The following is a 12,747-nucleotide window of genomic DNA, read 5'->3' as shown; positions in this document are numbered from 1 at the left end:
AGTCATTCAATAGCAGCTATTCAGTAATAGTTACTTAGCGATAGCTGTGAATGAGCGAGCATTTTTTAATAGAGTTTATTAAATCATGCTCGCTATACGATAAGTCACGAGGACCAAGATAAATGCAAAGTTTTGATCACTTAATCACGACCCGCCCTCATCAAGTGCGGCAAGTATTGATTAGCGATTTGCATTTATCGCCTCAGGAGCCTGCCTTAGTGCAGGCTTTTTTGGCGCTATTAGATGACTGTCTAGCGCTACCAGCGCTCAAACACCTTTTTATATTGGGTGATTGGTTTGAGGTGTGGCTGGGTGATGATACCTACTTGTCCCTATTAAAAGAGAAAAGGTCAGAGGATGAACAAATAACGCATTGGCTAACCCCATTGATTGCAAAGCTAAAGCAGCTACGTATCAATGGCTGTGAAATATTGGTCATGCATGGCAATCGTGACTTCTTGTTGGGTCAGCCGTTTTGTAATCTGTTCGGTGGTGAGCTAATCAGCGAGCCATATACTTTGCCTATTGGTCAGCAGAATTACCGCTTAGAACACGGTGATGCGCTCTGTACTGATGATAAAAAATATCAGTTCTTTCGCAAAATTATGCGCAACCGCTTAACCCAGTGGTACCTGCTTAATAAGTCATTAGAAAAACGCTTAGCCATCGCAGATAACATGCGTCAACGAAGCCAGCAGAATAATGCGAACAAAGCTGCTCATATCATGGATGTGAATGATAAAGCTGTACGTCAGGCTATTGCTACTAGTGATGCATTATTACACGGACATACTCATCGTCCAGACATTCATCAGGTAACTAATGATAAAAAGTGCTACGTGCTTGGCGACTGGCGATTATTAGATAAAGACACTCGCCAGCCGAAAGTCAGTGCCGTGATTGGTGCAGTAACAGGCGACGAGCATTCAAATGACGGTTTGAATAGTAACGATTTAAGCAGTAATGATGCTGAGTTTGGATTGTTTGAGTTTACAATGCTTGTTTGATTTTATCGTTGAACCTATCTAAAAAACAAAAGGGTCTGTTGAAATATCAACAGACCCTTTTTATGTTTACTACAATTCTTTTACTACACTTTTAAATAGCTTATCGCTTGCTTGCTTTTTAAGGTATTAATTTAAAGAAATGCTGACGATAATGCTTTAGCTCACGGATAGAGTCGCGAATATCATCCAATGCTAAATGACTGCCACCTTTTTCGAAGTTCTTTAAGATGTCAGGACGCCAGCGGAAACACAGCTCTTTAATTGACGATACATCAAGGTTACGATAATGAAAGAAGCGCTCAAGCTCTGGCATTTGGCGCGCCATAAAGCGGCGATCTTGACAAATAGAGTTGCCGCACATTGGTGACTTACCACTATCAACCCATTTATTCAGGAACTTGATGGTCTCCGCTTCGGCTTCTGCCAATGTCACCGTACTACGACGTACACGATCGACTAATCCTGATTGACCATGCTGCTTGGTATTCCAGTCATCCATTTTATTTAAGACTTGATCTGATACCTTGATAGCAAATACAGGCCCTTCAGCAAGCACATTCAAATCTTCGTCAGTAACGACAGTAGCAATCTCGATAATCTCATCGTTTAAGGTATCAAGTCCGGTCATTTCTAAATCAATCCACACCAGCCCTTTTTTGCCTTGATTTTTGATTTTAATCTTATTGGGATGGTCACCGGTAGTCATACAATATCCTATGGTCATTAAATTTTGGGACAGCTTTAAACATAATTTGAAAAACGTATTGCGGTTGAATACTCATATTCAGGCAGCATTGTAATGCACTGATTGATTCAAAAAATCTAGCAAGCAGCCAAAATATTACAAAACCACTGTCTGCCGCAGACGCTTTAGGCTGTATGTTAGCAAATTTTCACGCTACACTTAGCAATATTTTTATAATAGGTCAAAAACCCATGGCATTAATCCGGCAACGCAAACTGACTAAACAACAGATTCGTCGCATCGACAAGCAGCAACTGTCCAATCAAGATAGTATTGATGACAGTTTGATGGATGGCGTGGTCATGGCGCATTACGGTAAGCAACTAGAAGTACAAGTCACTAGCCTGCCTGCTGTTATACCTGAGCAGCCAGAGATTGCCCCTGATGATCCTGAGCCGTTTTGGCAAACGCTTGAGTTAAATGATATTTGGCGCTGTCATGTGCGTACCAATCTACCGATGCTAGCTGCTGGTGATCAAGTACGCTGGAATGCCGACTCTAATACTGGTTTTGGACGTATCGAAGCGGTCAAACCGCGTACATCGCTGGTCTCTCGTCCTGACCGCTATCACAAGCTCAAACCTGTTGCCGCCAATGTCGATATTTTGGCGATTGTTTTTGCGCCACTGCCTGCCGCTGCGCCAACGTTAATCGATCGCTATCTTGTGGTATGCCATCATGCAGGGGTAAAACCACTATTGGTACTCAACAAAGCAGACTTATTAGCGCAAGAAAATGATGTAGATACCAATGAATTATTGGCGCAGTATGCCGCGCTTGGTTATGAAAGTGTTCTAACTTCGGTCGATTGCCCTGAAAATATTGCTGAGAGCGATGAGCAAGAAGGCCTTGATGAGCTAAAACGCTATATAGATAAAAAGCTGGTGATCTTCGCGGGTCAATCTGGTGTCGGCAAAAGCAGTCTAATCAACGCCCTACTGCCTGACTCTGGACAGAGCGTCAATATTATCTCGCAAAACTCTAAGCTTGGTCAGCACACCACTACGACCAGTCGACTGCTGCCATTCAATCCAGAAGACCTCACTCAAGGCGGTATCGTCGATACACCAGGGATTCGTGAATATGGCATTTGGCATCTTACTCCTGAAGATATTATTTCAGGCTTCGTCGAGCTAGCACCATTGGCCGGCGGTTGCCAATTCCGTGACTGTCGCCATACTCACAACAGCAAAGGCTGCGCACTATGGCAAGCAGTAGCTGATGGTGAGGTATTGCAGCGCCGCGTTGAAAACCTCGTCACGCTACGAGAAGAGGCTGATACTAAGCCTTATTAATATTTGGCTTGTTAGTGACCGCTTTAATTAAAACGGTCTTGTGAGTAGATATTTTTATTAGGCTGAGAAGATCTATAGATAGGTACAATAACCGCTCAATTACTGCCCGTGTCATCGCCCGTTTACTATAGATGACCTTATCGGTATAATAGCGCCTTGTTCACTATCATTGGGCTGTCTTCTCAGCTTAATAGAACACTTATTTTTTTGGAGGTATGGTTTGGATCGTGCGCTGGAATTTGTGGGCAACCACCCGTTTTTATTTGGTATATTAGCCGTACTTGCTATACTGTTTTTTACGATTGAAAACAAACGTAGCGGTAGAAAGATATCGCCTAACACGCTTGGCATGATGGTCAATTCTCAAAACGCGCAACTTATCGATATTCGCGCTAAGAAGAAGTTTGAATCAGGCTATATTCAAGGCAGCCGTAACATACCGTTCACTGACCTCAAAGACCGCTTAGAAGAGATTCGCGCGATTGAGCAGCCAGTGATTATCATCTGCGACATGGGCGTTCAAGCAGGCGCTGCGATTCAGATGATTGGTAAAGATAGTGTCTATCGCTTAGATGGCGGTATTGGCGGCTGGCAAGGCGCTGGCATGCCATTGGTTGGTGTAAAAGACGCCAAAGCAAAGGCTAAAGGTAAAACAAAACCAAGTCTAAGCAAGTAATAGATCTGTATAGGCGCTTAAGTGAAGCGTTTATACACATCGCTTAGCTGATGTTTATGCGACCTGACTAACGTTATCAGCGCTACCAACGCTATAAAAAAGACACCTTTTTATCAGGTGTCTTTTTTTATGGTTTATTTTTTATGACCTATTTATCAGGTTTTATAGCACTAAAATACGTTTTGAGCCAAAACGGCTTGAATTTGTTATGCCCATCCCCACTTTAGTTATGAGCATCACCGAATGCATTTTTACTTTACTCATTGATAACAGACTATACCAACGCTTAGACTATGATAATTTATCATGCTCTTTATAATATGTTTGTTATCCCATAAATTTATAAATAAGGATTTACCATGACTGTATCTGTAAAAGTTTACACTACCCCTATCTGCCCATACTGCTCAAACGCCAAACAACTACTAAAAACCAAAGGCGTTGATTATGAAGAAATCGGCATGCACGATATGAGCAGCGAAGAGCGTCAAGCGTTGATGAAAAAAACCAATAACTACCGCACTGTGCCGCAAATCTTCGTTGGTGAAACCTTTGTCGGTGGTTTTGATGAGCTTAACCAAATGAACCAGCAAGGCAAACTTGACGAGCTATTGGCAGGTTAATCTGCTACCTTTCTTTACTGTCTGTCTTTATTTATGTAAAGATAGGCAGTGGCACGTTTTAATAGAGCAGTAAGAAGTAATAATAAAAAATATCGAGACAATACCAAAAAATAGTCTCGATTTATATTACAATGAACGTTTATTAAAATAACGATTTGCCCAATCATTTGATTTAATTTTAGAGGATTTACCATGGCTGAAGAACAAGCACAACCACAATTGGCACTAGAACGCATCTACGTAAAAGACATGTCACTTGAAGTGCCAGGCGCTAGCGTATTCACCAAAGAGTGGAACCCAGAGCTTGATATCAATTTGTCTAGCAACGCTGAAAAACTAGATGACGATCATTATCAAATCATCCTAACTGTGAGCGTTACTGCCAAAAATGCGGAAGAAGCAGCATTTATCGCTGAAGTGCATCAAGCAGGTATCTTCTTACTAAAAGACATTCCAGAAGATCAAATCGGTCAAATCCTAGGCGCATACTGCCCTAATGTGTTGTTCCCATATGCTCGTGAAGTCATCAGTGATATCGTGACGCGTGGTAGCTTCCCACAATTGCTACTAGCACCTGTGAACTTTGATCAAGCATATGCACAGAGTCAGCAGCAAGCACAAGTTGATGCTCAAGGTAACGCATAAGCGCTAACCAAAAATATATGAGCTTTATCAGTCATGTATTTGATAAAAGACCGTTTACTTATAATGAGTAAGCGGTTTTTTTGTGGGTATGTTTTATGAGGTATAAAGTCATCAGCCATAAAAAAAACCCTGCTATTAAACAGGGTCTTCACCGACTACATCGACTGGCTAAATCACTTAGCTAATATCGATAATTAGCCTTTTAGTGCAGATAGGATTTGCTGCTTAACGTCATCGATACCTTGCGTACCATCAAACTTGTCATAGTTAGGCGCATCACCGCCTTCTTTAGCTTTGTCTTGGTAAAAACCAACCAATGCTGATGTTTGCTCATGATAAGTAGATAGACGGTCACGAATAGTCGCTTCTTGGTCATCCTCACGCTGGATAAGCGCTTCACCAGTAACGTCATCGATGCCTTCAACCTTTGGTGGATTGTGATCGACATGATAAACACGACCTGAACCTGGATGCTGACGACGGCCAGACAAACGGCTCACGATTTCGTCATCAGGTACACTGATTTCGATAACATGGTCGATAGCAACATCGGCGTCTGCAAGTGCTTGCGCTTGAGGAATAGTGCGCGGGAAACCATCTAGGATACAACCATTCACACAATCAGGCTTAGCGATACGCTCTTTCACTAGGTTGATAATGAGGTCATCAGAAACCAAACCACCAGCATTCATGATATCTTTGGCTTTTTTGCCAAGCTCGCTACCCTCTTTGATTGCTGCACGTAGCATGTCGCCAGTTGAGATCTGTGGAATATCATATTCTTTAGAAATAAACTGGGCTTGGGTACCTTTACCGGCGCCTGGTGGTCCTAGTAAAATAATACGCATCATTACACGACTCTCCTTAATAGATAGGATTTTGGGATTAATAAAACTCTGGGATTAGTTGTTTGCAAAGCTACCTTACCTTGTGGCCCTGCAAAGCTCAAGTATTTTCACTATTGATGTGATAAGTTGGCATGACTTATCTGTTCATACATGGTCAATTCAAGATAAAAAGTAGCAGCATTGACTGCGTTTAAAATGCCCATTTATATATCTGGGTCATCTTCACTTCACATCTTTATCAAATTAGAACAATCATAGCACTGTTGCTCGAGGCTATGCTGAGCAACAGCGTCTGTATAATAAATACTATTAACGTCAGGTATTTATATTACTACTATGACTATGGAACTTGCTGATTAATCTCCACATTGACTTGATTTTGTTCTGCACTGATAACCACGGGATTGCCCGAGAGGTCGCCTGACTCTGCGGTAGCATTGCCACTATGACTGATACGAGCGATGACCGCTAGCTGCACTTTATCAGAACGAGCCGACCCTAGGGTACGCTCTGGCATCATAGCATCAAGATCACTTAGGCTGATAACTGCTTCGCCTTGTTTGATATTGCTAATTGGTAGACGCTTCGCGGCAAATGGTGGACCACCTTTCACGTCACGTATCGCCACAAACAGTGTATCGTCAGCTTTTACCAATGGTAACAGACTAGCATTTATTTTGACTGTCACCTCGACGCCTTCAGAGGCTTGCTGCTGCTGCATCACCACATTAGCGCTGAGCTCGTCTAGACTTGATAGCGCTTGCGTATGATCGCCTGGTTTGGCCGCGATACTGTCACGCAGACGTTTAATCCAGCCTTGCGCTTGATCGAAGTTACTAGCGCGTGCTTCACCCATCGCCATAAGCATCTGTGCGCCTTCATGCTCTGGGTTTTTGGCCAGTATGTTTTCTAACACTCGGCGGCTATTGGCATCTAACTGACCCTTATTAGCAAAGAAACTAATCTGCGCATAAGTGGTCGCAATCTCTTCGTTATCAGGTGATAGACGATAAGCGCGCGACAAAGCCTCTAATGCCGAATCAGTCGCCTCTAATGACAAGAACAGCTCTGATAAGCGCATCCAGCGATTGTAGTCACTGGCATGACGATAGACGTTAGTCTGCATGGCACTAATCAGCTGATTACCATCTTCAATTGCCCAAGCCGGTGGCTGATCGATTCTACCTGTTAATAAATCGTCCGCCACTTGACCGACTTTGTCCTCAGCAGCCCATAGCTCAAATACAGGTGTGCGATCACCGACCATCAGATATGCCATGGCCGTTAATACAGGCACCCAAACCATAATAATTAATCGGCTTTTGATACCTGGCGTGACCATCGGTGACACTTCACGCTGAGCATCCAAAAGCTGACGTTCAAGCTCAAGCTTCTGGTTTTGATAGTGATGGTCATCAATGATACCACTGTCTTTGTCTGTTTTCAGCTCTGCTAGTCGCTCACGAAACACAGCAACGTTGATATCCAGCAGTTGATTGTCCACAGGCTTACTATGCGAACGCGGTGCTCTTAACCATGGCTTAATAGTGATAATGCCCAATAGTAGAGCGACAAGTAAACTCAGCGCAATAAATAAGCCAACAGTAGAAAATATGGTCATTTTTTGCCCCCAAGGCTTGTAGTGTCGTCTTTGTCATCGTTATTGGCTCGTGACAATAAGCGATCAAGTTCTGCTTTTTCAGCGGCAGACAACGCTTTGACATGGTTGTCTACTGCTACACCACTCTCACCGCTGGCGACAAGCTGACGGCGTTTACTTTGCCAAAACCAACCGACCAATAAAACGATCAATAATAACGGTGGGAAAAACCATAAAATCCATGTTGAAGGACGTACTGGCGGCTTATAACTGATAAAGTCGCCATAGCGCTCTTGCATATAGGCTCGAATCTCGCCATCACTACGCCCATCTTTTATCAAATCATAGGTTTTTTGCTTTAAGTCTTGCGCAATGGGTGCATCAGACCCTGCCAAGTTTTGGTTTTGACATTTCGGGCAGCGCAGCTCTTCGATAAGACCACGGTACTGGGCTTCTTGTTGCACAGAATCAAAATCGTAGACATCAATGGCAGCAAAGCTTGCTATGCTCAATAGACAAGCGATAAACAAGCTTACTAACTTTATGGTCGCCTTTCTTATTTGGTAGGCTATCATTTGCACGCCTCCTCAACCTGGCTCGGATCTGGACTGACCCCATTATTACTAGCGTCATTGAGTACCATCAAGCAAGGCGTAATACGACTTTGCCAATTGCTTTCATTGATCTCACCGATGATATGCTGACGAATAATCCCATCACCATCGACGATAAAAGTCTCAGGCGCACCAGTCAGACCCAAATCTAGAGCGAACTGTCCTGACAAGTCCTGAATAGACATAGAGAACGGGTCACCACCGCGATTCAGATACCCTAACGCATCACCAATATCATCTTTGTAGTTTACGCCCACCAAGTTAATACCGCGCTCTTCTAGCTTCATCAAAAAAGGATGCTCAATGATACAAGTTGGACACCAAGAGCCCCAAATATTCATGAGGAATGGCTTATCTGGCAGGTTGTCATTCGTCATGATACGACTGGTATCTGATAATAATGGCAACTCAAAGGCAGGTACTGGACGCTCAAGCGCGGTGTTCATCACTACTTCAGTCGGTTTACCTAGCTGATTACCTAGCAGATAAAGCACCCCAATAAAGATAACCAGCGGAATCAAAAACCCAATTTTAAGTTTTTTCTTAGTTTTTACTCTATTGCTGCTTGGCGCTTTAATCTCGTTGACAGCCTGTTGCTGAGCTTTTTTATCAGGTTCATTGTTTGAGGTAGTCATATTAACGCTCCCCTATCTTTGTAGCCGACGTATCCAAATCCGCAACCGTAGCAAAGCCTGATTTTTTGGCCGCGATTTGCGCAGGTGTTTTGGTTTTTTTGATACGGTAACGATTGTCTAGCATGCTGAGCAATGCGCCAAACGCCATGATAAGCGCACCCAACCATATCCAGCGGATAAGCGGTTTGACATAGATACGGAAAGCCCATTCATTGCTATCTTCAGCAATTGGCTCACCAAGTGCTACGTACACATCACGCATCAGATTGGCATCAATCGCAGCCTCCGTCATCGGCATCATACTGATAATATAGTTACGCTTTTCAGGATATAACGTGGTCACTTCTTGACCGTCTTTGCTGACTGTTACTTCTGCTTGCGTAGCGTCAAAGTTACTGCCTTTTACTTCACTAAAACCTTTTACCGTAAAGTCATAGCCTTGCACGTTGACACTGTCATTAGGCCCTAATGCCACATCGCGCTCAATGCTCAACGTACTGGTAAATGCCACACCAATAACTGCAATGATGACACCAATATGAGCGGTTTGCTGACCCCAATAGCTCAGACGCAACTGACGTAAGCCGTTTAAACGACTTGGTGCATTTTTGGTCTTGTCTTTGAAATCGACAACCATCCATAACAACACCCAAAAGCTCACCGCCAATGTGACACCGATATTTAGCATCGCTGATGGACTGGCAAAATAGGTGATAATGGCGGCCAATACCAAACTGCTCACCGCGATAACCATACCAGCACCCAATAACGGGCGGCTGTCTTGTTTCCAGCGGATATTAGAGCCCATACCCATCGCCACCAGTAGCAGCCATGTCAACGGCACAAATAGAGCGTTGAAGTATGGAGGGCCAACAGATACCTGACCTAAATTAAAGGCATCAGCAATAATAGGATATAGTGTACCCAGTAGTACCACTAAGGTTGAAATGAGAATAATAACGTTGTTAATTACCAAAAATGATTCACGTGAGATAAGTCGATACTGACTCTCGACCGTCAAACGCCAACCACGTACCGCAAACATCAACAGACCACCGCCGACGATGATACCGAGAATGACTAGAATCACTAAACCACGCGTTGGATCAGCGGCAAATGAATGCACTGACGTGATGACACCTGAACGTACTAAGAACGTACCAAGCAAGCTAAGCGCAAAAGCAAAGATTGCGAGCATGATTGTCCATGCTTTAAATACACCGCGTTTTTCGGTGACAGCAAGTGAATGTAGTAGCGCTGTTCCTGCCAACCATGGCATTAATGAGGCGTTCTCTACTGGATCCCAGAACCACCAACCACCCCAGCCAAGCTCATAATAAGCCCACCATGAGCCAAGCGCGATACCGACTGTTAAGAAACCCCAAGCAGCCAATGCCCATGGACGCGACCAGCGTGTCCATACCGCATCCAAACGCCCTTCCCACAGTGCTGCCATACAAAACGCAAATGGCACAACCATACCCACGTAACCCATATAAAGCATCGGTGGGTGAATGATCAGACCGAAATCTTGCAATACAGGGTTTAGATCCGCACCATCAACAGGTAAATTGGGCAATGTGCGATCGAATGGCGATGAGGTAAAGATTAGCATCGCTAGCATCATCATCTGCACGCCTGCCAGTATCACTAGCACTCGCGCACGCATGGACAACGGCAACCCACGACTGAAGTAAGAGACCAGCGCACACCAAGTGGCCATGATGGTCATCCACAGTAGCAGCGAGCCTTCATGTCCGCCCCATGTCGCCGACAGCTTATAGTACCAAGGCAGCAATGTATTGGAGTGCTGAGTGACATAGACGAGACTAAAGTCGTTGTAATAAAAGCCTGCCATCAATGCTGCAAATGAGGTAATCATTGCCGCAAATTGTGCCCATGCCAGACTTGGCGCCAAACGCTGCCAAGCGACGTGGTCACGCATGACGCCAATGGTTGGTAGTACCACCTGCAAAATCGCCAGTATAAAAGCGGCCAGCAAGGCAAAATAACCCAATTCTGTGATTAACATACGGTCTAACCTTGTTTACCTTGGATACAATTAAGGGTTCACCGATGGCATTGCTAGCCACTGGCAAACGCTAATAGTCCTTTATGCGGTCATAGTTTACGGTTAAAAACTGAGGTTTCAATTGCTGTAGAAGCACATAAAACCCGCTACTATCATTGTGACGTATCAATATGAATGATTGATACAAAATGCTTATCTGTTGTTAATTTTACATTTTCTAGTTATTCAAAGCTTATTCAATACAGCCGTTCGTGACTAATTAAAAATACTTATTGATGCATTATTGCATCGAGGGGAAAAATACTAACACTAAATGCAGCCAACCTGCTAGAAAACCAGTCAAACCGCCCAAAACAATCAACGTCATCTCATCCTCACGGAAAGCTGGACGTAACAGGTTCTGAAACTCATTTGGCGTGAGCGCACGTATTCTATCGCGAAACAGACCAAATATTTTACTGGCTCGGCTTTCATTTAGCTCAGGATCTCGCAGTGGTACCATCGTCGCGACAATAGACTTATCGATAATGGTATTTTTGAGTTGTCCATAATCACGGCGACCCAATCCCACACGTAATGTCGTACTAATCACTGGTGACTCTAGCACCGTATATAGATGCGATTTCATCAAATCACGGGTTTGCGCTGAGCGATCGCCATACATCATTTCATTCATGATGTTTTCTAGAGTGACCAAATCTTTTACCACAATCTCAGCAAAAACCTCAGAAACTTCCTCTTGGCGCTTCATAAAGCCGCCTTGCAAACGATACTTTGCGATATGCGGTATGACAGGTTTGATAAATGGAAAGCAACTCTGCACCGAAAACAACTTCAAATAAGGTATGAAGTGCGGCTCTACTGGATTAAATACCATCCAAATGGCAATCCAATTGGTGAGAAAACCCCAAATTGCAGCAAAGAACGGTACGGTCCAATGCTGCGGCACTACCAAAAATATAAACATCTGGATAATACCAAATACCAGACCAATCAAAGCACTGATGTGCCAGATAAAATCGATCTCTTTTTGCCCAACTTTTAAAAACATATTGACCATCAAACGACGATCATTTTCCATGGTATTGACAATCATTTTGCGCATATCGACCAAGTCTTCGACATGATAAGTCAAATCTGTCACAAGCGACTGCATAATACTAGGGAGCTCTTTATGGGCTTGCGCATAGACACGGCGCTTTAGGGCGTAAGGAAGGTTGCCCCACAATGCTGGCGAGTGATCCAGCATTACCTCATCAATCAATGGCTCAAGGTTTTTGTCCACCGTATCAGTGACAAATATCGCCATTTGCTCAGGCTCCATCGCCTTAAAAAACTCATCAAGTGAACCGAGTTTTGAGAGCGTCTGGTCAACGATAACCCCTGATATCTTGCCCGCTTTGCGCGGAACGATACCTTGCCAACCGATACCTGGCAACCCAAAAAACGGGAAGTTCGGAATACGAATACCCCAGAACTTGACCGGATAGAACAGCATCTTGAGCGCCATCCACACATGTACCCAAGTGACGAATGCCGTCACTGGTGGAATGGTCAGCATAGCAAAGAACTCTGGGTGTTCAGCTATCGTCTGCCATAATGAATTTACGTCCATGACTTATCTAGTCCCTGACAGGTTGATTGTCGTTGCTAATACTGTCGCTACTGATAACGAGACTTTAGCAAAATGAGAACGTTTCAAAAGACGCTCCGCCCATAATAACTACTATAAAATAAATCGCCTGATTTTAGCATACTTGCCATTTATTAGCACATATAGACCAGCGGCAAGTTGTGACTAAAGATGACATGGTTCATATCGTCTGTTAACCAATAAAAACCTAAATATAAGCAAGTGCTTGGTCAGTAGATAATCAAGACAAAATATATGACTGAGTACTGCGTCTGCTCATTTGTTCTGTTATAATTTGTAGTGCAATAACAAAGACTACCTGCGTATAAATGACTGCATGACGATTTCACACCATACCCTTCTATGTGATTGAAACCATTTGCATTATCTTTTA

The 12,747-nt window shown here is 43.6% G+C and carries 12 protein-coding genes; 5 read left to right on the top strand and 7 right to left on the bottom strand.

Annotated elements, in window-relative coordinates; all coding sequences use genetic code 11:
- Positions 1–122: 122 nt before the first annotated feature.
- The gene (locus JMY00_RS11025) at positions 123–1,007 is read left to right on the top strand and encodes a UDP-2,3-diacylglucosamine diphosphatase (protein ID WP_201580181.1); all 885 of its coding nucleotides are present in this window, start codon (positions 123–125) and stop codon (positions 1,005–1,007) included.
- 118 nt (positions 1,008–1,125) lie between these two features.
- Here the strand turns inward: JMY00_RS11025 and orn are convergent, their stop codons facing one another.
- Positions 1,126–1,713 carry an oligoribonuclease gene (gene orn / locus JMY00_RS11020; protein WP_057760984.1) on the bottom strand — a complete coding sequence of 196 codons (588 nt, stop codon included), beginning with the start codon at positions 1,711–1,713 and terminating at the stop codon, positions 1,126–1,128.
- 230 nt (positions 1,714–1,943) lie between these two features.
- Here orn and rsgA point away from each other — a divergent pair, with 230 nt between their 5' ends.
- The 4 genes from rsgA (at position 1,944) to secB (ending at position 4,991) form a co-directional block, all read left to right on the top strand.
- Positions 1,944–3,047, top strand: a complete 1,104-nt coding sequence (rsgA, locus tag JMY00_RS11015; protein ID WP_201580180.1) for a ribosome small subunit-dependent GTPase A — start codon at positions 1,944–1,946, stop codon at positions 3,045–3,047.
- Between the two features lie 220 nt (positions 3,048–3,267).
- Positions 3,268–3,723: a rhodanese-like domain-containing protein gene (locus tag JMY00_RS11010; protein ID WP_201567342.1), complete on the top strand. Its 456-nt coding sequence runs from the start codon at positions 3,268–3,270 to the stop codon at positions 3,721–3,723.
- A gap of 359 nt (positions 3,724–4,082) precedes the next feature.
- Positions 4,083–4,346, top strand: coding sequence for a glutaredoxin 3 (grxC, locus tag JMY00_RS11005; RefSeq protein WP_021813631.1), 264 nt, complete (start codon positions 4,083–4,085; stop codon positions 4,344–4,346).
- 192 nt (positions 4,347–4,538) lie between these two features.
- A complete protein-coding gene (gene secB, locus JMY00_RS11000) occupies positions 4,539–4,991 on the top strand; it encodes a protein-export chaperone SecB (protein ID WP_057760989.1) in 453 nt (150 codons plus the stop codon).
- A gap of 194 nt (positions 4,992–5,185) precedes the next feature.
- Here secB and adk read toward each other — a convergent pair whose 3' ends face one another.
- The 6 genes from adk to JMY00_RS10970 form a co-directional block, all read right to left on the bottom strand.
- Positions 5,186–5,839 (bottom strand): adenylate kinase, encoded by a 654-nt coding sequence (gene adk / locus JMY00_RS10995; protein WP_179798483.1) that lies wholly within the window; start codon positions 5,837–5,839, stop codon positions 5,186–5,188.
- A 340-nt stretch (positions 5,840–6,179) separates the two neighbouring features.
- Positions 6,180–7,460 (bottom strand): c-type cytochrome biogenesis protein CcmI, encoded by a 1,281-nt coding sequence (ccmI, locus tag JMY00_RS10990; RefSeq protein WP_160020809.1) that lies wholly within the window; start codon positions 7,458–7,460, stop codon positions 6,180–6,182.
- Positions 7,457–8,014 (bottom strand): cytochrome c-type biogenesis protein, encoded by a 558-nt coding sequence (locus tag JMY00_RS10985; RefSeq protein WP_201580179.1) that lies wholly within the window; start codon positions 8,012–8,014, stop codon positions 7,457–7,459. Before JMY00_RS10985 ends, ccmI begins: the two co-directional genes overlap by 4 nt.
- Positions 8,011–8,688, bottom strand: coding sequence for a DsbE family thiol:disulfide interchange protein (locus tag JMY00_RS10980; RefSeq protein WP_201580178.1), 678 nt, complete (start codon positions 8,686–8,688; stop codon positions 8,011–8,013). The genes JMY00_RS10985 and JMY00_RS10980 overlap by 4 nt, the downstream gene beginning before the upstream one ends.
- Before the next feature lies 1 nt (position 8,689).
- Positions 8,690–10,720 carry a heme lyase CcmF/NrfE family subunit gene (locus JMY00_RS10975; RefSeq protein ID WP_201580177.1) on the bottom strand — a complete coding sequence of 677 codons (2,031 nt, stop codon included), beginning with the start codon at positions 10,718–10,720 and terminating at the stop codon, positions 8,690–8,692.
- Between the two features lie 280 nt (positions 10,721–11,000).
- Entirely contained in the window at positions 11,001–12,335 is a 1,335-nt protein-coding gene (locus JMY00_RS10970; protein WP_201580176.1) for a hypothetical protein, read from the bottom strand.
- Between the last annotated feature and the right edge of the window lie 412 nt (positions 12,336–12,747).

This window comes from Psychrobacter sp. Pi2-52 (genome assembly GCF_904846705.1).
Lineage (GTDB): Bacteria > Pseudomonadota > Gammaproteobacteria > Pseudomonadales > Moraxellaceae > Psychrobacter.
Note: the sequence above shows the minus strand (reverse complement) of the source record. Positions and strands in the feature narration are given on the sequence as shown.

Coding starts and splice junctions, on each gene's coding strand:
- JMY00_RS11025 (WP_201580181.1), top strand. CDS start 123: ATGCAAAGTTTTGATCACTTAATCACGACCCGCCCTCATCAAGTGCGG.
- orn (WP_057760984.1), bottom strand. CDS start 1,713: ATGACTACCGGTGACCATCCCAATAAGATTAAAATCAAAAATCAAGGC.
- rsgA (WP_201580180.1), top strand. CDS start 1,944: ATGGCATTAATCCGGCAACGCAAACTGACTAAACAACAGATTCGTCGC.
- grxC (WP_021813631.1), top strand. CDS start 4,083: ATGACTGTATCTGTAAAAGTTTACACTACCCCTATCTGCCCATACTGC.
- secB (WP_057760989.1), top strand. CDS start 4,539: ATGGCTGAAGAACAAGCACAACCACAATTGGCACTAGAACGCATCTAC.
- adk (WP_179798483.1), bottom strand. CDS start 5,839: ATGCGTATTATTTTACTAGGACCACCAGGCGCCGGTAAAGGTACCCAA.
- ccmI (WP_160020809.1), bottom strand. CDS start 7,460: ATGACCATATTTTCTACTGTTGGCTTATTTATTGCGCTGAGTTTACTT.
- JMY00_RS10985 (WP_201580179.1), bottom strand. CDS start 8,014: ATGATAGCCTACCAAATAAGAAAGGCGACCATAAAGTTAGTAAGCTTG.
- JMY00_RS10980 (WP_201580178.1), bottom strand. CDS start 8,688: ATGACTACCTCAAACAATGAACCTGATAAAAAAGCTCAGCAACAGGCT.
- JMY00_RS10975 (WP_201580177.1), bottom strand. CDS start 10,720: ATGTTAATCACAGAATTGGGTTATTTTGCCTTGCTGGCCGCTTTTATA.
- JMY00_RS10970 (WP_201580176.1), bottom strand. CDS start 12,335: ATGGACGTAAATTCATTATGGCAGACGATAGCTGAACACCCAGAGTTC.